This is a genomic window from Polynucleobacter sp. JS-JIR-II-b4, assembly GCF_018687815.1.
Classification (GTDB): Bacteria; Pseudomonadota; Gammaproteobacteria; order Burkholderiales; family Burkholderiaceae; genus Polynucleobacter.
This window is the reverse complement of the sequence record NZ_CP061306.1, coordinates 167,467-192,956: the sequence shown is the minus strand read 5'-3', so window position 1 is coordinate 192,956 and position 25,490 is coordinate 167,467. Positions and strand designations below refer to the sequence as shown.

The 25,490-nt window shown below is 46.0% G+C and carries 23 protein-coding genes; 7 read left to right on the top strand and 16 right to left on the bottom strand.

Annotated features, from left to right (window positions below; all coding sequences use genetic code 11):
- Nucleotide 1: 1 nt before the first annotated feature.
- From ICV90_RS01060 to zapD, 6 genes are read left to right on the top strand one after another with little or no spacing between them, the layout of a single operon-like run.
- Nucleotides 2-1,294 carry an HlyC/CorC family transporter gene (locus ICV90_RS01060; protein ID WP_215358934.1) on the top strand — a complete coding sequence of 431 codons (1,293 nt, stop codon included), beginning with the start codon at nt 2-4 and terminating at the stop codon, nt 1,292-1,294.
- Nucleotides 1,291-2,370, top strand: a complete 1,080-nt coding sequence (locus tag ICV90_RS01055; protein WP_215358933.1) for a GspE/PulE family protein — start codon at nt 1,291-1,293, stop codon at nt 2,368-2,370. Before ICV90_RS01060 ends, ICV90_RS01055 begins: the two co-directional genes overlap by 4 nt.
- The gene (locus tag ICV90_RS01050) at nt 2,361-3,407 is read left to right on the top strand and encodes a type II secretion system F family protein (protein ID WP_215358932.1); all 1,047 of its coding nucleotides are present in this window, start codon (nt 2,361-2,363) and stop codon (nt 3,405-3,407) included. Before ICV90_RS01055 ends, ICV90_RS01050 begins: the two co-directional genes overlap by 10 nt.
- Nucleotides 3,407-3,907: an A24 family peptidase gene (locus ICV90_RS01045; protein WP_215358931.1), complete on the top strand. Its 501-nt coding sequence runs from the start codon at nt 3,407-3,409 to the stop codon at nt 3,905-3,907. The genes ICV90_RS01050 and ICV90_RS01045 overlap by 1 nt, the downstream gene beginning before the upstream one ends.
- Nucleotides 3,862-4,548, top strand: a complete 687-nt coding sequence (coaE, locus tag ICV90_RS01040) for a dephospho-CoA kinase (protein ID WP_215358930.1) — start codon at nt 3,862-3,864, stop codon at nt 4,546-4,548. Before ICV90_RS01045 ends, coaE begins: the two co-directional genes overlap by 46 nt.
- An 11-nt stretch (nt 4,549-4,559) precedes the next feature.
- Nucleotides 4,560-5,312, top strand: coding sequence for a cell division protein ZapD (gene zapD / locus ICV90_RS01035; RefSeq protein WP_215358929.1), 753 nt, complete (start codon nt 4,560-4,562; stop codon nt 5,310-5,312).
- Here zapD and ICV90_RS01030 read toward each other — a convergent pair.
- The 6 genes from ICV90_RS01030 to secA all read right to left on the bottom strand — a co-directional run bounded on the left by ICV90_RS01030 (nt 5,309) and on the right by secA (nt 13,461).
- Nucleotides 5,309-5,725 carry an NUDIX domain-containing protein gene (locus tag ICV90_RS01030; protein ID WP_215358928.1) on the bottom strand — a complete coding sequence of 139 codons (417 nt, stop codon included), beginning with the start codon at nt 5,723-5,725 and terminating at the stop codon, nt 5,309-5,311. The two genes, zapD and ICV90_RS01030, sit on opposite strands and share 4 nt — an antisense overlap.
- Nucleotides 5,726-5,735: 10 nt before the next feature.
- On the bottom strand, nt 5,736-6,593 hold the full coding sequence (locus ICV90_RS01025) for an ATP-binding protein (protein ID WP_215358927.1): 858 nt from the start codon (nt 6,591-6,593) through the stop codon (nt 5,736-5,738).
- Nucleotides 6,594-6,608: 15 nt separating this feature from the next.
- Nucleotides 6,609-7,844 carry a bifunctional glutamate N-acetyltransferase/amino-acid acetyltransferase ArgJ gene (gene argJ, locus ICV90_RS01020; protein WP_215358926.1) on the bottom strand — a complete coding sequence of 412 codons (1,236 nt, stop codon included), beginning with the start codon at nt 7,842-7,844 and terminating at the stop codon, nt 6,609-6,611.
- Between the two features lie 80 nt (nt 7,845-7,924).
- Nucleotides 7,925-10,048 (bottom strand): molybdopterin cofactor-binding domain-containing protein, encoded by a 2,124-nt coding sequence (locus ICV90_RS01015; RefSeq protein WP_215358925.1) that lies wholly within the window; start codon nt 10,046-10,048, stop codon nt 7,925-7,927.
- A gap of 14 nt (nt 10,049-10,062) precedes the next feature.
- Nucleotides 10,063-10,521 carry a (2Fe-2S)-binding protein gene (locus tag ICV90_RS01010; protein ID WP_215358924.1) on the bottom strand — a complete coding sequence of 153 codons (459 nt, stop codon included), beginning with the start codon at nt 10,519-10,521 and terminating at the stop codon, nt 10,063-10,065.
- 174 nt (nt 10,522-10,695) lie between these two features.
- Nucleotides 10,696-13,461, bottom strand: a complete 2,766-nt coding sequence (gene secA / locus ICV90_RS01005; RefSeq protein WP_215358923.1) for a preprotein translocase subunit SecA — start codon at nt 13,459-13,461, stop codon at nt 10,696-10,698.
- A gap of 24 nt (nt 13,462-13,485) precedes the next feature.
- Between secA and ICV90_RS01000 the strand changes: the two genes are divergently transcribed.
- Nucleotides 13,486-14,013 (top strand): hypothetical protein, encoded by a 528-nt coding sequence (locus ICV90_RS01000; protein WP_251367754.1) that lies wholly within the window; start codon nt 13,486-13,488, stop codon nt 14,011-14,013.
- Between the two features lie 21 nt (nt 14,014-14,034).
- Here ICV90_RS01000 and lpxC read toward each other — a convergent pair whose 3' ends face one another.
- From lpxC to murD, 10 genes are all read right to left on the bottom strand, one after another.
- Nucleotides 14,035-14,949, bottom strand: a complete 915-nt coding sequence (lpxC, locus tag ICV90_RS00995) for a UDP-3-O-acyl-N-acetylglucosamine deacetylase (protein ID WP_215358922.1) — start codon at nt 14,947-14,949, stop codon at nt 14,035-14,037.
- A 47-nt stretch (nt 14,950-14,996) separates the two neighbouring features.
- Nucleotides 14,997-15,497, bottom strand: a complete 501-nt coding sequence (locus tag ICV90_RS00990; protein WP_215321366.1) for a peroxiredoxin — start codon at nt 15,495-15,497, stop codon at nt 14,997-14,999.
- A 112-nt stretch (nt 15,498-15,609) separates the two neighbouring features.
- Nucleotides 15,610-16,950 carry a cell division protein FtsZ gene (gene ftsZ, locus ICV90_RS00985; RefSeq protein WP_215358921.1) on the bottom strand — a complete coding sequence of 447 codons (1,341 nt, stop codon included), beginning with the start codon at nt 16,948-16,950 and terminating at the stop codon, nt 15,610-15,612.
- 48 nt (nt 16,951-16,998) lie between these two features.
- A complete protein-coding gene (ftsA, locus tag ICV90_RS00980) occupies nt 16,999-18,228 on the bottom strand; it encodes a cell division protein FtsA (RefSeq protein WP_215321364.1) in 1,230 nt (409 codons plus the stop codon).
- A gap of 9 nt (nt 18,229-18,237) precedes the next feature.
- Nucleotides 18,238-19,095: a cell division protein FtsQ/DivIB gene (locus ICV90_RS00975; protein ID WP_215358920.1), complete on the bottom strand. Its 858-nt coding sequence runs from the start codon at nt 19,093-19,095 to the stop codon at nt 18,238-18,240.
- The gene (locus tag ICV90_RS00970; RefSeq protein WP_215358919.1) at nt 19,092-20,105 is read right to left on the bottom strand and encodes a D-alanine--D-alanine ligase; all 1,014 of its coding nucleotides are present in this window, start codon (nt 20,103-20,105) and stop codon (nt 19,092-19,094) included. Before ICV90_RS00970 ends, ICV90_RS00975 begins: the two co-directional genes overlap by 4 nt.
- On the bottom strand, nt 20,098-21,534 hold the full coding sequence (gene murC / locus ICV90_RS00965; RefSeq protein ID WP_215358918.1) for a UDP-N-acetylmuramate--L-alanine ligase: 1,437 nt from the start codon (nt 21,532-21,534) through the stop codon (nt 20,098-20,100). The genes ICV90_RS00970 and murC overlap by 8 nt, the downstream gene beginning before the upstream one ends.
- Nucleotides 21,531-22,580, bottom strand: coding sequence for an undecaprenyldiphospho-muramoylpentapeptide beta-N-acetylglucosaminyltransferase (murG, locus tag ICV90_RS00960; protein WP_215360283.1), 1,050 nt, complete (start codon nt 22,578-22,580; stop codon nt 21,531-21,533). Before murG ends, murC begins: the two co-directional genes overlap by 4 nt.
- Nucleotides 22,581-22,600: 20 nt before the next feature.
- Nucleotides 22,601-23,872: a putative lipid II flippase FtsW gene (gene ftsW, locus ICV90_RS00955; protein WP_215358917.1), complete on the bottom strand. Its 1,272-nt coding sequence runs from the start codon at nt 23,870-23,872 to the stop codon at nt 22,601-22,603.
- A complete protein-coding gene (murD, locus tag ICV90_RS00950) occupies nt 23,869-25,452 on the bottom strand; it encodes a UDP-N-acetylmuramoyl-L-alanine--D-glutamate ligase (protein WP_215360281.1) in 1,584 nt (527 codons plus the stop codon). The genes ftsW and murD overlap by 4 nt, the downstream gene beginning before the upstream one ends.
- Nucleotides 25,453-25,490: the final 38 nt, after the last annotated feature.

Genomic DNA, 25,490 nt, shown 5'->3' with positions numbered 1-25,490 from the left:
CATGGACACCTTTTTTGACGATTGGCCGTTTTATAGCCAAGTTGCTCTAGTCCTATTTTTACTTGCACTCTCTGGTTTTTTCTCGATGGCAGAAACCAGCATGCTGTCCTCCAATCGTCACCGTCTACGTGCAATGGCCAATGGTGGCAATGCCGGTGCAGCGCTAGCTGAGAGACTTCTAAAGCGCATTGATTCATTGTTGTCGGTGCTACTGATTTCGAACAACCTGATCAATACCGTTCTTCCTATTCTGGTTACGGGGATTGCTCTGCATATTTTTGGTGATAGTGGTTTCGTACTCTCTATTGCCACTTTAGTTGTTGCGCTTCTCATCATCATTTTTAGCGAGATTACTCCGAAAGTCATTGGCGCCGCTTTTCCAGAAAAGATTGCCTCCAATGTTGGCTGGTTTATTTTGCCCCTCACTTTTGTATTGAAACCGCTGCTTTGGTTTATCAATAACTTTGTTTCTGGCCTTATGAAAGTGTCTGGCCTGCAATCCTCCACTGATAGCAGGGCTATGAGTAAAGAAGAGTTACGCAGCCTCGTTTTGGAGTCAAATCGTTTTGTCTCCAATCATCATCGCAACATCCTGCTCAACTTATTCAACTTGGAAAACATTACCGTTGATGATGTGATGACACCCAGGTCCAAGATTGAGGTTTTGGATCTCTCAAGGCCTATTGATGAAGTAGTCCAACAATTGGAGACTTGCTATCACAACAAATTACCCGTTTGCGATGGTGACTCTGAGCGCATTGTCGGGATCCTTCCTGTCAAAAAGGCCTTGTCCTTGCTGGGCGATACCGACCTTAAGCATGAAGACTTTAGGGTGTTATTAAACGAGCCTTACTTCATCCCCAGTAGCACCCCTGTATTGCAGCAAATGCAATTTTTCCAAGATAACCAACAGCGCTTAAGTTTGGTTGTCAATGAATATGGTGAAGTATTAGGACTAGTCACTTTTGAAGATATTGTGGAGGAACTCATTGGTGAATTTACGACCTCCTTCTCCAACCTCTCAACCGATCCCCATTGGCTCCCGAATGGAACCTATATAGCAACAGGTGGCGCCTCATTACGAGATCTCAATCGCTTACTCAACCTCGACCTCCCCTTAGATGGTCCGCGTACCTTAAACGGGCTCATTCTCGAAAAACTCGAGGCTATCCCCGATCATGATGTCAGCATTCGCATTGCTGGCATCGTCATGGAAATCGTTCAATTTGACGAACATGGTGTTAAAACAGTGAAGCTTTATCGTCCCGCCATTCGGACTCAAGAACAAGATTGAGCGTTGCCGCTGATGACTCACTAATTATTCGCACTTGGTATGAAATCGCTACAAATGCCCTAGATGCTAGAGCGAGTGATATTCATATAGAGGCTGGGGCTCAAGCCACACTCATTCGTATTCGGGTCGATGGCCTGCTACAAATACAGTCGTATTACCCGATTGAATTTCATGACCGCCTCATCACACGCATCAAAGTTCTGGCGCGCTTAGATATTGCAGAAAAACGCCTGCCGCAAGATGGACGACTTTGCATTGGCCATAACTTTTCTAAGCCCAATATTGATTGCCGGGTTTCAATCTTGCCAACTCTTCATGGAGAAAAGGCCGTTGTGCGCATACTGCCCAGTTGCCTAGAAGAGCTTGATCTTCAAGACATTGGCCTGCTCTCGGAACAACTCGAGATATTCCAGCAAGCCCTTGCTCAATCCAACGGGCTGATCCTAGTGACCGGTCCGACTGGCAGTGGCAAGACTCGAACGCTCTATAGCTGCCTGCGTCAGCTCAATCAAAATCATCGTAATCTTTGCTCGATCGAAGATCCCATTGAAATTCGTCTTGCTGGAGTCAACCAAGTGGCCTATCACCCGCGGGCAGGTTTGGATTTTCCAACGATCATTCGCGCCCTTCTTCGACAAGATCCGGATGTCATCATGATTGGAGAAATCCGCGATGCCGCTACAGCTCAGCTTGCTATTCAGGCGGCTCAAACTGGGCATCTTGTTCTCAGCACCTTGCATACCCGCAATGCTTGTGGAGCAGTTCCTAGACTTAGCCATCTAGGAGTAGATCAACAATCTCTGGAGTCCTGTCTCTTAAGTGTCAGCTCACAGCGTCTCGTTCGTAAAACCTGCGCTCAATGTCTTGGATTTAAGATGAAAAATAACGTGCCATGTTCATTCTGCAAAGGCAGCGGCTACCTTGGGCGCATTGGAGTTCATGAAGTGCTAAGCAAAACCCATTTGCTTGACTCATCCACCTCTTACGTCAGCATGCGAGATGCCGGATTAATTCATATGCAAGCAGGCCTTATTAATCAAACAGCTTTAGATGCAGAAGTGGGCACATGGCGTTAAGCAAGCAGAACCAACTTCATTTTGCCGAGCAACTTGTGACATTGCTAGAGGCAGGCCTACCACTCCTCAATGCGATTGAACTCATTTATTCAACCGCCCCAAAGGCCTGGATTCATTGGGTGACTAACATTCACACCCAGCTCAAAAAGGGCGAAAGTTTTTCTCAATGCTTGCGTGCCCAAGGAAATCTATTTTCTATGGAATTTATTAATCTCATACGCGTCAGTGAGCGTACTGGCGACTTTCATCTGGCACTAAAAACCATTTGCCAGCAACTGGCAGCCCAAATTGAATTGCGTCGAAAAATTCAACAGGCAATGAGTTATCCCGCCATCACTCTTACTAGCTCTTGCCTTCTAGTGATAGTGATGATGATTTGGGTTGTGCCCGTCTTTAAGGATGTTTTTGCTCATTTTCAAGCGGAGTTGCCAGCCCCGACTAAAGTGTTAATTCAAGCATCCTCATGGTTTGAAGCCTTCTACCTTGAAATAGTGATAGCCCTCATTGGCTTTGCTGTGCTCTTTAGCCTTGCTTGGTCCAGGATCCCCAAAATTCAAAAATATTGTGATCGACTGAGCTTCTCTATACCGATGATTGGCCAGCTTCTCAGATTAGCAACACTTACCTACTGGTGTCGGACATTGGGCCATCTCCTCAAGTCTGGATTACCCCTTCCAGATGCATTGAGAGTTACCGCACAATCATCTAACCACTGGCTCAGCCATGATTTCAGCGCTGATATATTCAAACACCTCACTCGCGGCTGGTCACTCGGAGATGCCATAACAAAAGCAGATCCCAAGCACCTACTATTTGATCAGGAAACATTGCAGCTCTTACGAATAGGATCTGAAAGTGGTGCGCTCGCTGAAATGCTACAAAAGCGCGCATCAATATTGAGTTCTCAATTAAGCAATCGCTTAAATACCCTAAGCCAAAGCTTGGAGCCCTTGTTAATCATTATCGTTGGACTCATTATTGGAAGTCTGGTCATAATCTTATATCTCCCCATCTTTAACCTAGGACAGATTGTTTAATGGGTAATTTTATTTTGCTCGACTGGATCCGAATTTACCTGATAGCAATCTTGGTGTACTTAGCGTATTACGATTTGCGCACCTTTCGTTTGCCTGATGTCATCACCTTACCGCTCATCTTGCTGGGCCTCTTATTTAACAGCCTTTCAAATCAACGCTTTATCTCTTCTCAAGACGCGATCATTGGAGCGATCCTAGGCTACTCCTGTCTTTGGCTTCTCAACCTTCTTTATCGAACGGTCAAAAAGCAAGATGGGATTGGAATGGGTGATGCCAAACTATTGGCAGCCTTGGGTGCTTGGCTTGGCTGGTTTGCATTACCCGGTATTTTGCTAATGGCATCCCTGACCGGACTGATTGGCGGCATTATCTGGCTGCAGTGGAATAAACAAAATCATCGCTCAGCTTTTCCATTTGGCCCTTTTCTAGCTATTGCTGGCATCATTGAGCTGTTATGGCCACAAACCCTACAAATCCTTCTTCTGAGCAAGCTGGTCTAGGCATCCTCAAAGGGCATGTACCCTTTGTAGGTCTTACTGGTGGCATTGGCTCAGGAAAGACCGCTGTGAGTGATCAGCTCGCTCAACTAGGCGCAGGCATTGTCGATACCGATCTCATCGCCCATCAGATCACCGCCCCAAATGGAGTGGCTATCCCCTTCATTCAAAAGCAATTTGGCTCTGAGTTTGTTGATTCAAGCGGGGCGCTAGATAGAGTCAGGATGCGTACATTGGTCTTTGCCAATCCCGAAGCTAGAAAGTCTCTGGAAGCAATTACCCACCCCCTTATAAGGGAAGAAACCATTCGGCAAGCCAAACAGCTCATAGAAGATAAGGTGCCTTACCTTGTTTTTGTAGTGCCTCTGTTGATTGAATCAGGTAATTGGGCTCATCTTTTGGACTACCTCGTAGTAGTGGACTGTCCAGAGGAAACTCAAATTGATCGTGTGATGCACCGCAGCAAATTACCCCGAAACGAGGTTGAGAGAATTCTGAGGGCTCAAGCTAGCCGAGAAGAGCGTATTGCCAGGGCGGATATGGTCATTGAAAATCAGGGCTCTCTCGAGAACTTAAAAACTGAAGTTTTAAAGTTGAACCAAAAAATCTTACAGATTCAGAAAGATCGCACCAGTTCGTCATAGAATATGGGCTTGTGATTGTCTACGAATACCCCTTTAACGAATTAGTTCGAAGCATGCTTCGACTGGAGTATTTGTTCGCCCGCTTCAACCACTTTGTCCGCTCTGATGACCCAGAGTTGCACCACAATGCCATCTCTGTTTTGTTTGATCTTGGTGACATCGGTGCACGCGGTGATATCAAGTCTTTACTACTTAAAGAATTTGAGCGTCAAAAATATGCACTCAATGGATTAAAGTCGTCACAAAAAGTTGATCAAGAGGCGCTGACACAAACTCTTTCAGAAATTGATTCCGTTGCTAGCAGTATTAATCAATCAACCGGCAGACCCAACTCTGTGATTACTGAAAGTGAATGGTTAAATGCGATTCGCACCAGATTAAATATTCCAGGCGGTACCAGTCCAATTGATTTGCCTAGCTATCATGCCTGGAAAAATAGTCCATCATCTGAGCGACGTGAGTTGCTTGAAAAATATGTTGGGCCGCTCTTGCCATGGCATGAGGCATGCCAATTATTTTTACGACTTTTACGTCAATCAGGCGAGGCTAAAGATGTGGTCGCACACAATGGATCTTTTCAGCAAGCTCCATCCGGCAAGGTGTATCAGTTAATGCGTATTGCCGTAGAAGATGATGCTTTGTTTTCTGAGATTAGTGCAAATAAATATTTACTCTCAGTGCGCTTCTTAAAGTCTGAGCGCGATAAAAAAGCACAGTTGGTGAATGCTGATGTGTCATTCAAACTCACCCTCTGCCAGTTCTAAGTCAAAAGGACTCTTAGCCTTTCCAGCATAGGCCAAGCGGCCGGCAACAAAGGTTCAACGCTAGGCTTTTCTGCAGCCAGCAACTCCCAGGATAAGGCTTGATTCTCACAGCCTTTCGGAACTCCTCTCCAATCGCGAATAATGCTCACATGCAAGCGAACATAGGCGTGAGGATAATCATGCTCTAGAACGGTAAGCTCCTCACTAGATTGAATATCAATGCCAAGCTCTTCTTGAAGTTCACGCTTCAGTGCCTCGAAAACAGTTTCCCCTTTTTCGATTTTTCCACCTGGAACTTCCCAATAACCAGCGTAGGGTTTGCCTTCAGGTCTCTGCCCTAAAAGATAGCGGCCATCAGAATCCAGCAAGATTCCTGCTGCCACTTCAGTAACTGGGCGCTTGATTTCACTCATCAAAAAGATCTTAAGCTTTTGAACCAGCCCAATGCTTAGCGAATTGCCAAGCAACGCGACCTGAGCGTGAGCCACGCTCCAATGCCCAGACCAAAGCTTCTGAACGCGCCGCTTCAATTTGCGCAGCACTTAAACCAAAATGCTGCAACCAATGCGCCACGATCGCCAAATACTCATCTTGTTTTGGCGGGTAAAAAGACAACCAAAGACCAAAGCGCTCTGATAAAGAAATCTTTTCTTCAACCACTTCACCAGGATGAATTTCACCATCGTCGTTATGAACGTAGGTCTCGTTATCCTTCATATACTCAGGCAATAAATGACGGCGATTAGAGGTGGCATAAATCAAAATATTGTCGACTTGCGCAGAAACAGAGCCATCTAAGGCTGATTTCATCGCCTTATAGCCGGATTCACCTTCCTCAAAGGAGAGGTCATCGCAAAAAATAATGAAGCGCTCTGAACGCTCAGCTAAAAGCTCAGTAATGTCTGCTAAATCAGCCAAATGCTCTTTCTCAACCTCAACCAGGCGCAAGCCTTGGCTGGCAAACTCATGCAAGCTCGCTTTGATCAATGAGGACTTTCCAGTTCCCCTGGCACCAGTCAACAAAATATTATTAGCAGGCTTTTTCTGAATAAAGTTTTTGGTGTTATCGCGGATGGCATCACGCTGACGATCGATATTCTGTAAATCCTCAAAAGTAATATCTGCAACGTACTTTACAGGCCGCAAAAACCCAATGCTGCCAAAGATACTATCGCGTCGACGCCATCTATATGCAGTAGAAGATTTCCACTGTTCCTCGGTTAAGGGCTTCGGTAAAAAAGTGTCAAGATGGTCTAAAAGACGGTCTAATTTATCATTCATATTTCGGATAGTCTTTTATGAGCGGTAATCTGCATTAATAGATACATAGTCATGCGACAAGTCACAAGTCCACATAGTTTGTGTAGCGTTGCCGCGGCCCAAGTCAATCTTGACGGTGATTTCCGGGGCCTGCATGACCCTCTGACCATCAGCCTCGAGATAGTCAGGATTGCGTCCACCATTTTTAACAACCCAAACATCGCCTAGCCACATTTGTACGCGATTCACATCTAAATCAGCGATACCCGCATAGCCAATCGCTGCCAGGATGCGACCTAAATTAGGGTCGCTAGCGAAGAAAGCGGTTTTGACTAAAGGGGAATGGGCAACTGCCTTAGCAACCAAGCGGCACTCCTCAGAAGTCTTACCACCAAGCACTTCGATCGTCATAAATTTGGTTGCACCTTCGCCATCGCGCACAATCATTTGCGCTAGCTTTCTAGCTAAGGCAATTAATGCATCTCGTAAGATCACATAACTAGGATCGTTCGCCGATTGAATTTGCACTGATGACTGACCCGTCGCCATAATGATGAAAGAGTCATTAGTGGATGTATCACCATCAATAGTGATCGCATTAAATGAAAGATCCGCTATCTCACGAGTAAGACCACTTAATAGGCCAGGTGCAAATCCAGCATCAGTAGCAATAAATCCCAACATGGTTGCCATATTGGGGTGAATCATGCCAGCGCCCTTACAGATACCAGTAATGGTCACCAATCCTGCAGGTGTTTGTACAGTTGCTGAAGTAGCTTTAGGCTGAGTATCCGTGGTCATGATGGCTTCAGCCGCATCAAACCAATTGTCCTCGCTAAGGTTTGCCACTGCCTTTGGCAAAGCGCTAATAATTTTCTCAATCGGGAGCGGTTCAAGAATCACGCCGGTTGAAAAAGGCAGAATCTGCTCTGGATGAATCTTCAGATCTTTGGCTAACGCTGCGCAAGTTTCTAATGCGTGTTTCATGCCAGATTCGCCAGTCCCAGCATTAGCATTACCGGTATTCACTACAAGGGCTCGAATTTCACCATTACGACCCTCTTGCGCCAAATGTTCGCGACAAACTTGTACTGGAGCAGCGCAAAAACGATTTAGAGTAAAAACACCAGCAACCTGGGAACCAGGCGCTAAAGTCATCACCAATAAATCTTTACGGTTTGCCTTCTTAATACCAGCTTCGGCGATGCCCATCTCAAAACCTTTAATAGGCTTTAGTTCGGCTTTTTGGGGGAGGGGTAAGTTAACAGTCATAGTCTGATAATTGTAGATGAGGCTTAAAAATAAAGCGCACCTTCTGGGCGCGCTTTATTGGTTAAACCCCATTACAGATACTATGCCTTGATTGGCAACTCCCGAATCCGCTTGCCAGTTGCTGCGGCGATTGCATTTACTAGAGCTGGGGCCACTAAAGGCACTCCAACCTCACCCAAACCACCCGGCTTCTCCTGACTTGGCACCAAATGCACCTCAACTACTGGCACTTGATTTTGTCGCAAGCTAGGATAGTTGTTGAAGTTATTCTGCTGGACTCGGCCATTCTCAATCGTGATTTCATTGCTCAAGGCTGCACTCAAGCCGTAAATCACACCACCAGTGAGCTGTGCTCTTGCTTGATCAGGGTGCACTGTAATTCCGCAATCAGAAACGAACGTAATTTTCTTAACCTTGGTCTCCTTAGCAGCAGGATCCAATTCAAGTATGCAAGCAGAATAAGTGTCATAACACTCCATCTGTGCAACACCAAAACGCTTGCTGCCTGGAACATATCCAGACTTTTTCACCGCCAACTCAAGAACAGCTTTTGCTCGAGGGTGCTTACTTAAAGATGCCATCCGATATGCAACAGGATCTTTTCCGGCAGCTTTAGCGGCTTCATCCACAAAACTTTCAATCGCAAATGCATTGAGCGCATTACTGACTGAGCGCCAATAACCCACTCGAAGTCCAGTATCCGTAATCACGTTAGTAATTTCTAGATTGGGAATCTCATAAGTAATATTGTTCGAGCCTTCCACCATGAATGGATCAAAGCCATCCTTCACAAAACCAGGAAAGGCTCGTGCTGTCACTGACTGAGAAACCATTTTGGCTTTCAAGGAAGCCAACTGGCCATTGGCGCCCAAGACTCCATCCACTTTATGAATACTCATAGGACGATAGAAGTCATGAGTAATGTCATCTTCCTTGGTCCAGAGCATCTTAACTGGCATTCCAGCCGCTTTAGAAATTTCAGTAGCCTGACGAATAAAGTCCAGCTCCAACTTGCGACCAAACCCCCCGCCCAGGAATGTGGTTTCAATCGTGACATCTTCTGGCTTAACGCCAGCCGCAGCTGCAGCCACAGCCTGCCCACCTTGCTGAAACTGAATTGGGCCAATAATTCTGCACTTGCCATTAGATACATCAGCAGAGCAGTTCACAGGCTCCATAGTGGAGTGGGCTAAGTACGGTAAAAAGTATTGGGCACTCAGCGGCTTACCATTTACAACGGCAGCATTGGAATCACCCACTGTTTTAATCACAGCCCCTTTTTTAGATAAACCATCCTCCAATGACTTACGAACAACTGCATTACTCAGGTTCGCATTAGAGCCTTCGTTCCAGGTAATCTTTAACGCATCCCTAGCCTTGCGCGCGGTATAAAAATCCTTAGCCAATACTGCAACACCATCCGAAATCTGGACAACTTTAATCACTCCAGATACCTTCATTGCAGCGGAAGCATCAAAGGATGTAGGCGTACCTCCAATAACAGGGCATTGCGCTAAGGATGCAATTGCCATACCCGGAATCTTGACGTCAATTCCATAAACTGCTTTGCCAGCAACTTTACTTGGTGTATCCAAGCGACGCATTGTTTCTTTGCCGATCACCATAAAATTCGCAGGCGACTTTAGGGCTGGTTTTTCTGGAAGAGGTAACTTAGCTGCATCTGCAGCCAATTCTCCGTAGGTAGCTGACTTGCCACTTGAATGCATTACCTTGCCATTCATAGCCTTACAGTCGGCAGCTGACACGTTCCAACGTTGAGCTGCAGCCTGAATTAAGACCATACGAGTTGCAGCTCCAGCAGTTCTTAATTTATCGAAGGCTTCACGAACTGAAGTAGAGCCTCCAGTAATTTGACCACCCAACATTGCATTGATGTAAACAGGGGCAACTCCAGCAATCTGCACCTGAATCATTGAGAGAGGTAAATTTAATTCCTCAGCTAGCAAAGCTGGCAAAGAGGTATATACGTCCTGACCCATTTCTGAGCGGGCACAAATGAGCGTAATTTGATTATTAGGGGTAATTTGTACCCAAGCGTTTGCTAAGGCGGGCTTTGCAGCATCCCCTACAGCAGCTTCACTTGTCATTGGAAGATGCATCCCAATAACAAAAGCGCCCCCAAGAGCAGCGCTTTGCTGAATAAATTGACGACGGCTATTACTTTTTAAAGATTGATTTTTCATGTGATTCTTGCCCCTTATGCCAATTTATCTGCAGCACGTTTGACTGCTTTTTCGATGCGGGAATAGGTACCGCAGCGACAAATATTTCCGCTCATGGCATTTTTAATATCATCACTACTTGGCTGTTTTTTCTTTGCCAATAAATCGGCTGCAGACATCATTTGCCCAGTCTGACAATATCCACACTGAGGTACATCGAACTCGATCCAGGCATCTTGAAGCGCTTTTCCAACCTTTGCTGTTAAGCCTTCGAGAGTGGTGACCGCTTTTCCTCCAGCAGCAGATACAGGGGTAGAGCAAGAACGGATGGCAGCACCTTCTAAATGAACGGTGCATGCACCACAAAGTCCTGCGCCACAGCCATACTTTGGACTCGTGACATCTAAATGGTCTCGTAAGACCCAGAGAATTGGCGTTTCAGGATCTCCATCGAAATTAACAGCTTTACCATTGAGAGTAAAAGACACGGCCATAACGCCCCCTTAGTTAAATTTGAGATTTTGCAGACAAAGCAAATGTTTTTGCACCTACAAATCATGACAGATCTCAGGGTCTCTAGGGGTATTAAATTATTAGGGATTCCACCAAGAAAAATGGCTCAGATAAATCTGAGCCATTTAAGCAGTGTCGCGTGAAGATTAAAAAATCTAAGCTAGCGCGCCGTGGCAGTTTTTATACTTCTTTCCGCTACCACAGGTACAAGGATCATTTCGACCTACCTTTGGGCTAGCGCGAAGAGGGGCTGGCTGAATATCCACTGCAGCACCGTGATCACCGGTTGAGCCTGCTACTTCCTTTTCGGAATCAGCATGTTGATATTGAACATCTGAAAGTTTTGCCAGATCTTCATTCATGGATTCCGAAGCCTGATCCAATTCGCTTGCGCTTCGAATCTGAACCGTCATGATGTTTTTCACAACGTCATTTTTGATGACATTGAGTAATTCACCATACAGCTCAAATGCTTCACGGCGGTACTCTTGCTTAGGATCTTTCTGCGCATAACCACGCAAATGAATACCCTGACGCAAATGATCCAAAGCAGCCAAATGCTCACGCCAGTGACTATCCAAGCTATACAGAAGCACGGAGCGCTCAAAACCTGCAAATGATTCACGCCCAGAGAGCTCGACCTTTGCATCGTAAGCTTCTTTAGCGGCCTGCAATACACGGTCAACGATTTCCGCGTCATCTACAGTATCTGCACCTTCAACCCAATTTCTGAGGTCAATTGTGAGGCCCCACTCACTGGCTAAGACATTTTCCAATCCAACTAGGTCCCACTGCTCTTCCATAGACTCCAGCGGAACATAAACTGAGCAAACAGAACGCAAAACATCTTCGCGCAAATTGGCAATTAACTCACCAATATCAGCACTCTCAAGCACTTCATTTCTGAGGCGGTAAGTTTCTTTACGCTGATCATTAGCAACGTTGTCATATTCCAGCAATTGCTTACGAATATCAAAGTTGCGGCCTTCAACTTTGCGTTGAGCAGACTCAATTGAGCGCGTCACCATGCCCGCTTCAATCGGCTCACCATCGGGCATCTTGAGACGCTCCATGACGGAACGTAAACGATCGCCTGCAAAGATACGTAGCAGCGGATCATCTAATGAAAGGTAGAAGCGAGAAGAGCCAGGATCACCCTGGCGGCCCGAACGGCCTCTTAACTGGTTATCAATACGACGACTTTCGTGTCGCTCGGTGCCAATGATATGTAAACCACCCGCAGTGAGTACTTGGTCATGAATGCTTTGCCACTCGTCCTGCAGCTGCTTAATTTTGACTGATTTATCACCATCAGCTAGAGCGCTATCAGCCTCAATCAAAGAAGACTGCTTGCCGACGTTGCCGCCAAGCACGATATCAGTACCACGGCCTGCCATATTAGTAGCAATCGTGATCATTTTTGGCCGACCAGCTTGAGCAATAATTTCTGCTTCACGAGCATGCTGTTTTGCATTTAAAACTTGGTGTGGTAATTTGCGCTGATCTAATAGATTCGCAATCAACTCAGAGTTTTCAATCGAAGTGGTACCCACTAATACTGGCTGGCCACGTTCATAACAATCTTCGATATCTTTAATCACCGCGTCATAGCGTTCGCGAGATGACTTATAGATCTGATCTTGCTTATCTTTTCTTTGGCTAATACGATTTGGCGGAATCACAACTGTTTCCAAGTTGTAGATTTCTTTAAATTCATACGCCTCAGTATCGGCAGTACCAGTCATGCCGGCTAACTTGCCATACATGCGGAAATAATTTTGGAAAGTAATTGTCGCTAAAGTTTGATTCTCATTCTGAATCTGCACACCTTCTTTAGCTTCTACAGCTTGATGCAATCCATCAGACCAACGACGACCCTGCATTAAGCGGCCAGTAAATTCGTCCACGATGATGACTTCGCCACCCTGAACAACGTATTGTTGATCGCGGTGATAGAGAGTGTGTGCGCGCAGAGCAGCGTACACGTGATGCATCAAAGTAATATTTTGTGGCGCGTAAAGAGAGTCACCATCATTGAGCGCACCCAATTGAACCAATACAGACTCAGCCTTGTCATGACCCTGTTCAGTCAAATACACCTGCTGAGACTTCTCATCCACCCAGTAGTCGCCTGGCTTCTCAACACCCGAACCATCTGCCTTCTCTTCGCCAATTTGACGCTCTAAATGAGATGGTAAAGCATTAATCTTGATATAGAGATCCGTGTGATCTTCAGCCTGACCTGAAATGATTAATGGCGTGCGAGCCTCATCAATCAGAATGGAGTCGACTTCGTCAACGATTGCATAAGCTAAACCGCGTTGCACGCGCTGATCCAAATCCTGAACCATGTTGTCGCGCAAGTAATCGAAACCAAATTCATTATTGGTGCCGTAAGTAATATCAGCGGCATAAGCTTCTTGCTTAGTAGTGTGGTCCATTTGAGATAGGTTCACACCCACCTTCATGCCCAAGAAGTTATACAACTTGGACATCCATTCGGCATCACGTTGTGCTAAATAATCATTCACCGTAACAACATGAACACCTTTACCAGTCAAAGCATTCAAATAGACTGGAAGAGTAGCTGTTAGGGTTTTTCCTTCGCCTGTACCCATCTCGGCAATCTTGCCTTGATGCAAGGCTAGACCACCCAGAATCTGCGCATCAAAGTGGCGCATCTTCATAACGCGTGTACTAGCCTCTCGAACTACCGCAAATGCTTCTGCAGCGATGTCATCTAAGGACTCTCCAGCGGCAAGGCGTGACTTGAATTCTGCAGTTTTTTCAGCAAGTGCAGAATCATCCAAAGATTGCAGGCTCGCCTCAAAAGTGACGACCTTAGCAACGACTTTGCGATACTGTTTTAAGAGGCGGTCGTTACGACTGCCGACCAGGGTTTTAAGAAGACCGATTACCATGGGATATTGAAGAAAATTAAGTCCTTGAGTTTATCACCCGCAACCCTATTTTTTATGAACTTTAGCCCTAAATCATCCCGCAAGCCCACAGCTCATGACTGGATGGATTACCTACGTGAATCCGATGGTCTTGGGGGAATTTTGGCTAAAACCGAAGATCTAGCCAAACTCAAGACAATCATTAACTCAGCCCTGACGAAACTTGATTTAGACCATCTGAGCCCAAAAATTGAAGCTGGTTGGCGTTCTGGCTCGCAAGATGAGCTATTTTTACTGGTCAGTAGCGCCAGCATTGCCAGCCGCTTGCAGCAAATATTACCCAGTCTAATCAATGAGTTAGGTAAATCTGGGTTGGCTTGTAAGGCAATCAAAGTACGAGTTAAACCTGCTCCGCCCAGCTGGGAAGTTAAGCCTCGCCAAGATCAGCGCGAGAAGCCAAGAGGATTAAATGAGGTTGCCAAAAAATCCTGGGAATCCCTATTGGAAAGGTTAGGTCCAGACTCTGGTTTACGCTCTTCCATTGAGAAGCTGCTGAAAAATAAACCAAAGTAGCTCAAAACTACTTCAGCGCCCTTAGAAAAAGAGGGGCTGACTTTCTTGAGAGTAGGCGCCTGGAGCCTTATTTTCAGCAAAAGAGCTGATTTCATAAGAACTTGGGTCTTCCAAAAGCTTACGTAAAAGTGCGTTGTTGAGGGCGTGACCTGATTTCTCAGCAACATAAGCCCCCACAATCGGATGGCCAATCAAATACAAGTCACCGATTGCATCGAGGATTTTGTGACGGACAAATTCATCTTCATAACGAAGCTCTTCATTATTTAGAATGCGGTGCTCATCTAAAACAATCGCGTTATCTAAACTGCCACCGCGTGCCAAACCCATTTCGCGCAATGCCTCTACTTCATGAGCAAAACCGAAAGTGCGGGCGCGCCCAATTTCACTACGGTAGGCTTGCTCTGCAAAATCCACCACAAACCGCTGGCCAGTTTTATCTACAGCTGGATGCTTGAAGTCAATTGTGAAATCCAACTTAAATCCAAAGAAAGGTTCTAAGCGAGCAAGCTTGTCGCCTTCACGAACTTCTACTGGTTTTTTAATCACCAAAAATTGACGTGGCGCATCTTGTTCTGCAATACCAGCAGATTCAATTAAGAATAAGAATGAAGCAGCGCTACCATCCATGATGGGCACTTCTTCACCATCAAGTTCAATCAATAAATTATCAAGCCCAAGACCCGCGCAGGCTGAAAGCAGATGTTCAACGGTAGAAACACGTACACCATCCTTCTGAATAACAGAGGCTAATCTTGTGTCACATACAGCTAAAGCAGTTGCCGGTACGACTGACTGCTCAGGCGTATCTACCCGAACAAACTGAACCCCTGAATTTATTGGTGCAGGCTTGATAGAAATCGTCACCTTGCGACCAGAGTGCAAGCCAATCCCCACGGTTTTAACCGGAGTGGCGATAGTGCGTTGCTTCATCATGTTTGGATTTCTAAATTCAGGGGATATTTGTTATATAAGGGTTTGAATTAAAGCTTTTTCAAAATAGAAGCAGCATCACTTACTTCAAACTTACCTGGAGCTTCGCGGTCTAATGACTTGACCACACCATCTTCAATAATCATGGCATAACGATCTGAGCGAACACCAAAACCACGAGCGGTTAGGTCCAGCTCCAAACCAAGCTTTTTGGTGAACTCAGCACTGCCATCACCTAACATGCGAATCTTTTTGCCAACCTTTTGATCGCGTCCCCATGCGCCCATCACAAACGGGTCATTTACAGAAACACACCAAATCTCGTCAACACCTTTAGCTTTAATCGCATCGTAGTGCTCAACGTAACCAGGTACGTGCTTTGCAGAGCAAGTTGGTGTAAACGCGCCAGGCAATGCAAACAACACAATCTTTTTTCCAGCTACCAGCTTTTCAACTTCAAAAGCATTTGGCCCTAAGGAGCAGCCTTCAGTCTCTTCATTCATAAATTCATAAAGAGTAGCGTTCGGTAATTTTTGTCCAACAGCAATCATGACATCTCCAATAAATAATTGTTAGTAAGCATGCCAACGCAAGCGCGGGATTCGTCGTCCGGAGGGGCGCCGCGCTGGCATTTCGCAATTACCTATTGTATTAAGCAGTTAATTAATCTGCTTGTTTACGTAAAAAGGCTGGAATTTCATAGTAATCAGCCCCTTTGTCCAACATGGATTTAGCCTGAGGAGAGCTATCCGCACCTAATGTAGGCGCAGGAGTCGCTTCACGAGAGCTACGAAAAACCCGCGGCAAATCATATTGGCTATAGTCAACACCAGTACTTGCCGGTTGAGTTGCCATTGCTGGAGCACTACCTGTTCCAGTGAGAGCCAAACCTGCGCTAGTACTTAAAGCAGAATCCACACTTACCTTACTCATTGCTGCTGACGCGCTAGCAGGGGCAAAGCTATTGAGATCCGCCATTGTTGGCATTGCATCATGCGTACCAGTGGCTTGTCTCCAAACTACTTCAGGCTGATTATTTTTACGTGCTTGAGGATTATTCAAGCCAGTAGCAACTACAGTTACACGCAAAGCATCACCTAAGCTCTCGTCATATACGGTACCGAAGATGACAGTTGCATCATCCGCAGCGTAGCCACGAATCGCAGCCATTACTTCGCGAGTCTCAGACAACTTCAATGAACGGCTGGCTGTAATGTTTACCAATACGCCACGTGCGCCAGATAGATCTACGCCTTCGAGCAATGGTGAAGCAACAGCAGCTTCAGCAGCCAAACGTGCACGATCCATACCAGAAACAGTTGCTGTTCCCATCATGGCTTTACCCTGCTCGCCCATGACTGTCTTAACGTCTTCAAAGTCAACGTTAATCAAACCTTGAACATTGATGATTTCTGCAATACCAGAAACCGCGTTATGCAACACATCATCAGCACAAGCAAATGCCTTATCGAACTCAGCATCTTCACCCATCACTTCAAAGAGTTTTTCATTGAGTACAACAATCAATGAATCTACATATGACTCGAGCTCTGCAGCACCATTCTCAGCAACCTTCAAGCGCTTCACGCCCTCAAAGTCAAATGGCTTACTAATGACACCAACAGTCAAAATGCCCATTTCTTTAGCTACTTGAGCCACGATTGGGGCCGCTCCAGTTCCTGTGCCACCACCCATACCAGCAGTGATGAACACCATGTGTGCGCCTTGCAATGTATCGGCAATGCGAGCACGTGCTTCTTCAGCAGAAGCTGCGCCGATCTCTGGTTTGGCACCAGCGCCTAATCCGCTAGAACCCAGTTGCAAATTCACAGATGCCTCAGAACGCTGTAAAGCGCCAGCATCGGTGTTCATGCAAATGAACTCTACGCCATTAACACCGCGACGGATCATATGCTGGACAGCATTGCCACCAGCGCCACCGACTCCAACCACTTTAATAATGGTCTTGCCAGCTGTTTCTTGATCTAACATTTCAAATTCCATATACCCTCCTAGGTAAATACGTACTACATTGACGACGACGAAAAAAACTTAAAAATTTCCTGCAAACCATTCCTTCATGCGCGATATAACACCTTGCAACGCGCCTGATTGAGAAACACGACGGCCGCGCAATAACTGCGCTTGACCTTCCATCAGCAAACCAATGCTGGTGGCATATCTGGGACTACGTAAGACTTCATGGAGATGGCCACGGTATTCAGGGGTACCGATACGGGCAGGCCTCAAGAAGACTTGTTCGGCCAACTCCACCATGCCCGGCATTAATGCAGTGCCACCTGTTAAAACAATTCCGGAAGAAACCATATCTTCGTAACCGGAGTCACGAACTACGCCTCTTACCAGCGTGAATAACTCTTCAACACGCGGTTCAATTACTGCTGCCAAAGCTTGCTTAGACATTGGACGTGGCTCACGGTCACCGACACCGGGAACATCAATCATCGCAGTTGGATCAGCCATCTCTTGACGAGCGATACCATGCGCAATTTTCAAATCTTCGGCATCAATTGTTGGTGTACGCAATGCCATCGCAATGTCATTCGTAATTTGATCACCGGCAATTGGAATCACTGCTGTGTGACGAATCGAACCCTGGCAATAAATTGCAATATCGGTTGTACCACCGCCAATATCTACCAACACCACACCAAGCTCTTTCTCATCTTCGGTCAATACCGCTAAGCTTGAGGCTAAAGGCTGCAAGATGAGATCGTTAACTTCGAGGCCACAACGGCGTACGCACTTCACAATATTTTGAGCAGCACTTACAGCGCCAGTAACAATATGGACTTTCACCTCTAAGCGAAGACCGCTCATGCCAATTGGTTCGCGCACATCTTCTTGACCATCAATAATGAATTCTTGAACCAAGATGTGCAGAATCTGTTGATCTGTTGGAATATTGATTGCTTTTGCCGTTTCCAGTACGCGCTCGACATCACCAGAGCCCACTTCTTTATCGCGTATTGCAACCATACCGCTCGAGTTAAAACTCACAATGTGATTACCAGCAATTCCTGTAAAGACTTGCACAATCTGGCGATCAGCCATCACTTCAGCCTCTTCAAGCGCCTTCTGAATGGACTGAACAGTTGCCTCAATATTGACTACAACACCCTTCTTTAATCCTTTAGATGCCGTTTGACCAACACCCACAACGTTGAATTGACCATCAGGAGCTAACTCAGCAACCAAGGCAACAACCTTGGAAGTTCCAATATCTAAACCAACCAAAATATCGCGATTGTCTTTACTCATTACCATTCCTCATTGCTTCAGCTCACTTTTTTTGCCATCTACTTCATTCTTTTTCAAACTTGCAGAAGCAAGATGAACCGCAAAACCATTTGCATATCGCAAATCGACTGCATCTACTCGATTCGCCCATTTCTCTTGTACTTGTGGCCAATATTTAAATAAACGCGCCACACGTTCTTCCGTTAAATTTTTATCGGAGCTTTCTTCATCGCGGCCAAACTCTACTTTCATTCCGTTTGAGAGCTTGACATGCCATGCGTAACGCTCAGTCAGAGCAAGGCTAGTGACTTCTGCACCCCATGGCTTAAACCAATTGTTGGCTTTTTCATAAAGACTCATCACCTCTTTACCGGCATCTTCAGGGCCAGAGAAGTCGACTAAACGTACATCCTCACTCACCTCAGTAACGCGTCCAGCAAAGAGCTCGCCATGGGTATTCATTAGGGTGTGACTCTCGGCGCCACCCCAAGTCCCAAAAGGCTTCTGCTCTTCAATACTCACCACCAAACCATTTGGCCAAACACGACGAACATTGGCATGTCGCACCCAAGGCATACTTTCAAAGCCTCGCTTCACATCTTCTAAGCGAACGCTGAAGAAATTACCCTGTACCGTTTCTAAAACTTGTTGCTTAACAATGGGCTTGTTAATGTGTTTCAACGTTTGGCCAGCAACTGGTTCAATCTGGATCTGCTTCAAAGCGAAAACAGGTCGCTGACTTAGCCAAACCAAAATACCAATGACGAGCATCACCACAAAGCAGCGAATCAGGAAACGACTCAACTTCTCCATCCGCTCTGAATGATTCCAAAGAGGAGACATCAACATAGAGAAAATTTCACCGAAGCGGTCCATGAAGTTACTCATGCAGCAGCACCCTCTTTTTGCTGCAACGTTTGACTGAGCAACCAAAGCACTAGATCTGCATACTCAATACCAGCAGCCTTGGCGGCCATTGGCACCAAAGAGTGAGACGTCATCCCAGGGGAGGTATTCATTTCTAACAAGTAAGGCTTGCCGGTCTTTTGATCCAGCATCACATCGGCACGCCCCCATGTACGACAACCTAAGGCTTTATATGCCGCCAAGGCCAACTCCTGAACAGCGGCATTCACCTCAGGTGCAAGCCCAGTAGGACATAAGTACTGAGTTTCATCAGAGAAATATTTATTATGAAAATCGTAATTTGCTTGTGGTGGAATAATTTTGATCACTGGTAAAGCTTCAGCCATCTTGCCTTGACTAACTAGCGGACAAGTTAACTCATCACCAATGATGCAAGTCTCTGCAATCACTTTTTTATCCAACCCAGCAGCAAGCTTATATGCAGCTGGCAACTCGTCTACTGACTTTACCTTTGTTAAGCCTAAAGAGGATCCCTCATGCGCAGGCTTCACAATCAAAGGCAAGCCCAGATGTTCCACAACTGCATTCCAGTCGCTATCAGCAGTGAGTTCTTCATATTCAGGAGTGGCGAGTCCATTACTAATCCAGACTTGCTTAGTAACAATTTTGTCGATTGCTAGAGCAGAGGCCAAAACACCACTACCGGTATAAGGTAACCCTAACAACTCCAGCAATCCTTGGATGGTTCCGTCTTCACCAAAACGACCATGTAAAGAAATAAATACACGATCGAAGTTTTCTTTTGCTAACTCAGTGGGACAACGTAAACCAGTATCAAAGGCGTGGGCATCAACTCCTTTTGAGCGTAAAGCTTCTAATACGCCATTACCGGACATGAGAGAGATTTCTCTTTCACCAGATTTACCGCCGAACAAAACACCAACCCGACCTAAGGACTTAGGATCTAAGCTAGCCAAGCTCGACTTAACGCGGTCACCCCAGGAAATCAAATTAGCACCTACCTTAGACATGCTTCGCCTCCGACAACGTATGTGGCAAAGCAGAAATTGATCCCGCACCCATCGTAATTAATACATCTCCATTTTTTAGAACTTGACTTAACTTTTCTGGCATCTCTGCAACACTTGCAGCATAAGCAACTGCGCTCGAATCTAATAAGGCTTTGGAATTTTTGTCTTCAGCGATAGCGGCCTTCATCAAACTCTTGCTATCAGCCCCTGGAATTTTTGCTTCGCCTGCTGGATACACATCAGTCAACACTAAAGCATCAAAATTTTTGAGAACTTGTACAAACTCACCAAAGCAATCTCGCGTCCTAGTAAAGCGATGGGGCTGGAATGCCAATACCAAGCGACGATCTGGGAAGGCACCTCTTGCTGCAGCTAAGGTTGCAGCCATTTCTACTGGGTGATGGCCATAATCATCAATCAAGGTAAAGCTACCACCAGCAGCCAAAGGAATCTCTCCATAACGCTGGAAGCGACGACCAACACCACCAAACTCAGACAGCGCTTTGGTAATTGCTTCATCGCCCACACCCAACTCTGTTGCTATGCCAATAGCGGCTAAGGCATTACGGACGTTATGTAAGCCCGGTAAATTCAGGGTGATGTTTAATGGACCCGGTTTATTGCCATGCCTACGCACAGTACGACGGTCAACCGTGAAGTGCATCTGAGTACCATCCGCACGAACATTACTTGCACGAATATCTGCATCTTCCGAAATACCATATCGAAGTACTGGCTGAGATACAAATGGAATAATGTCACGCACATTAGCATCATCAATACAAAGTACTGCTACACCATAAAAAGGCATACGCTGAATGAACTGAACAAATGCCTGTTTCAATCGAGCCATATCATGCTGATAGGTATCCATATGATCAGCATCAATATTCGTTACTACTTCCATGGCTGGAAATAATTGCAAGAAAGAGGCATCTGACTCATCCGCCTCAACCACAATAAAATCTCCACGCCCCAAGCGCGCATTAGCACCTGCGGAATTGAGTTTGCCGCCGATCACAAATGTGGGATCTAGACCACCTTCAGCCAAAACGGATGCAACCAAGCTGGTAGTAGTTGTTTTGCCGTGTGTGCCAGCAATTGCAATACCCTGCTTCAGGCGCATCAACTCACCCAACATGACTGCGCGCTGAATCACTGGTACCTTCGCCGCGCGTGCTGCCAAAACCTCTGGATTATTGCCTGCAACAGCAGTAGAAATCACTACCGCCTCTGCTGTACCAATATTTTTGGGGTCATGCCCAATATGAATGACTGCACCCAAATCTCTAAGTCGTTTAGTGACTGCACCATCTGCTAAGTCTGACCCTGACACTTGGTAACCCAAGTTCAATAGCACTTCAGCGATGCCGCTCATGCCAGCACCACCGATACCGACAAAGTGAATTTGCTGAACGATATGCTTCATATTCCTACTCCCGCACAATCTGCACATACCTCAGCTACACGCTGGGTAGCGCGTGGTTTTGCTAAAGCATGCGCACGTAATGCCATCTCTTTTAATTCTTTGCGATTAAAGTTCTGAATCATCATTGCTAAATCTTGCGGGTTTAGTAATGGTTGCGGTAACAAAATTGCTGCATTCGTATTCGCCAAAAACTGTGCATTCGCAGTTTGATGATCATCAATCGCAAATGGGAATGGAATAAGGCAAGAGGCGATACCACAAGCTGCTATTTCAGAAACTGTCATGGCGCCTGAACGGCAAATAACCAAATCGGCCTGTGAATATGCAGATGGCATGTCATCAATGAAGGGACGAATATCTGCCATTACACCTAAATCGGCATATCGCTTCTGTAGATCTGCTAAATGCTTGTCGCCTGCCTGATGAATTACTTTGGGACGTGACTCTACTGGAATTAATGCCAGGGCAGCCGGAATATTTTCATTAAGGGCAGCGGCACCCAGGCTACCACCTACCACCAAGATAGATAAAGGCCCCTGGCGCTGGTCATAACGTACTGCAGGCGCTAGCATGTGATCAAACTCTTCCCGAATCGGATTTCCTACCCACTCTGCATGATCCATTGTGTTGGGGAATCCAGTGAGAGTTCGCATTGCAATTTTGCTTAGCGCACGATTAGCACTTCCAGCTACCGAATTAGATTCATGTAGGACCAATGGGCGCTTCAATAATTTAGACACCAAACCACCAGGGAAAGTAATGTAACCGCCCATACCTAAAACCACATTTGGTTTTAAGCGTCGCATAATCTTCCAACTTTGATGGCAAGCGCGCATAAGATTAATAGGCAACATCAACTTTGCTTTTAATCCCTTGCCACGCAGGCCCCCGAACTCGACCGCCTCAAATGGAAAATCACAAGACTTTACGAGGCGATACTCCATGCCAGCTTGATTACCTAACCAAGAGACCTTCCAACCGCATATCCGCAAATATTCAGCGACAGCAAGGCCTGGAAAGATATGCCCACCAGTACCACCAGCCATCACTAAGATTGAGGGTTTAGTCAAAGCTTCCCTCCACGCATGAGGATGCGATTTTCAAAATCGATGCGCAGTAACATTGCTACAGCTACCGCATTCATCAAAATTCCAGAGCCGCCATAACTTACCAATGGCAAAGTCAGGCCTTTGGTTGGTAACAACCCAAGGTTCACACCCATATTGATGAAAGCCTGCCAACCAATCCAAATGGCAACGCCCTTAGCTGCAAGTCCTGCAAAGCTACGATCTAGCTGTAAAGCAGTGCGGCCAATTAAGAAGGCACGACGTACGATCCAATAAAACAAGAAGATCATCACCACCACACCAACAAATCCCAACTCTTCACCAATCACAGCCATGATGAAATCGGTATGCGCTTCTGGTAAGTAGTGCAGTTTTTCTACGCTACCACCAAGTCCTGTACCAAACCATTCGCCCCGACCAAATGCCATCAATGAATGTGTTAACTGGTAACCCTTATTAGCAGCGTTATCTACTTGCCAAGGATCCATAAAGGCTAGCATGCGTCCGCGACGGAATGGGGAGAGCGCAATCATCGTTGCGCCACTCATCAACCCAACCAAAATCAAGCCGCCAAATAACTTGGCATTAATACCGCCCAAAAAGAGAATGCCGAATGCAATCAAAGCAACCACTACGAATGCGCCCATGTCTGGCTCAGCCATCAATAGACCGCCTACCAGAGCAACTGCAATACCCATCGGTAGCATGCCCTTCACAAAGGAATGGAGATATTCCTGACGTTGAACGGTGTAGCTTGCTGCAAAGATCACAGCAGCAAATTTCATCAACTCAGATGGCTGAAAATTCATCAATCCCAGAGGAATCCAACGCTTCGCACCATTCACACCCTTTCCTACACCAGGAATTAGAACGGCGATCAGCAATAAAACGGTAAACCCAAAAATGACTGGTGAATAACGATCCCATACCTTAGTAGGGATCTTAAAAGCCCAGATACCGACACCAATCGCAATCAACAAAGAGATCACGTGACGAATCAGGAAAAAGTTACTACTGTAATTTGCGTACTTTGGTCCATCAGCCAAAGTAATCGAAGCGGAGTACACCATTACCAAACCAATTAACATCAGCGACAAAATTGCCCATACGAGCAACTGGTCATAGTCCATCATGCGGGAACGGGTTTGTTCTACGCCTGAAACAGCATCTCGCAAGCCAGTGCGGAAGTTATCAATTCCGCCTCTTGAAAAATTCCAGAAGCGATTTAGTCCAAGCCGATTTTCAGGAAAGAATTTTTCTTTTAAGTTCATACCTGGACTCCTTCAAAGCGCATGCCTAGCTCTTCAACCTCTGCAGCAAATACTTGAGCACGCTCAACATAGTCATGGAACTGATCTAAGCTTGCACAGGCTGGTGAGAGTAATACCAAGTCTCCTGATACAGCTTTTGAGGCAGCAGCCTGAACTGCAGAAATTAAATCGCCACAATTTGTGCTTTGAATTCCAGAGCCAAGAGCTTCACCAATTGCAGCGCCATCTTTGCCGATTAGGAAAGCACCCTTCACAAAACGTAAAGCGGGTTCGCGTAGCGGACTGAAATCCTGGCCTTTGCCATCACCACCAGCAATCAACCAAATGCGCTTGCCAGACTCGTTGCTGCCTAAGCCATTTAATGCAGCGACAGTCGCACCTACATTAGTGCCCTTGCTGTCATCTACGTACTCAACATCTTTAACAATCGCAATACTTTGTACACGATGTGGCTCACCATGGTAATCACGCAAGCCATGTAAGAGTGCGTTCATGGGTAAGTTAGCAGCACGCGCTAAGGCCAGGGCTGCTAGCGCATTTAATGCATTGTGACGGCCACGTATTCTTAAGGCGTCAGCTGGAATTAAACGTTTTAGTCGTAATGGCTCATCCTCTTCTACTACTGCAGATTTACGACGACGCTTAGGCTTGGGCTCAACATCCTCATCTACTTCAGCCCATACCAGCCAATCAATTCCGCCCGCACGTAAGTCGTGCTCAATTCCAAAAGCGCCTTGCTCATCTGGGCGATTGGAGCCAAAGGTCACAATGGCTCTCTCTGCTTTTTGCTCTTCAGACAATAATCCCATCACAAGAGAATCATCACGATTCAGAATGCATACTGTATCAACACCAAATATCCGTGACTTAGCTTGCGCATATGCTTGCATATCGCCGTGCCAATCCAAATGGTCTTGAGTAATATTCAATACCGTTGCTGCTGTAGCATTCAAGGTGTGGGTGTAAACCAACTGAAAACTAGATAACTCCAAGACCCAAACATCCGGCATATCTACGATTTGATCGGCAATATCCAAGCAGCTCATGAGCTTGTCTAATGCTGCAGGACTAATATTTCCTGCAACAGCAACTTTCTTGCCAGCACGCTCACAGAGTTGCCCGGTTAATGCGGTGGTAGTTGTTTTACCGTTGGTGCCAGTCACAGCCAGTACTGCAGCCGCATAACTCAACTCTTGCGCTTGTGACATACGACTTAAAGCAGAAATTGCGCGAGCAAAAAATTCAATTTCACTCCACACATCGATTTCAGCCTGCTCAGCCTTAACCAAGAAAGCATAGGTTGGGTCTTGCACCGGAGAAAGTCCCGGGCTAATACCAATCACGTCAATATTCTTCAGTAAGCTTTCATCCAGGGGACCAAAACAAACATCTTTGAGGCCAGCAATCCGAAGCTCTTCCAGCCAAGCATTTTGACGCACAGTAAAGGAGGTTTGATCACGTGTATCCGCTAAGCGGACTTCGGCGCCATTTCGTAGGCACCACTTCGCCATAGCTACGCCAGACTCGCCCAATCCCAAGATAAGGAATCGATTTGGAGCTTGGTAACCTTCATCACTCATGAAGGCTGCATTTGCAAAGGTATTTTCTAAAATCAACA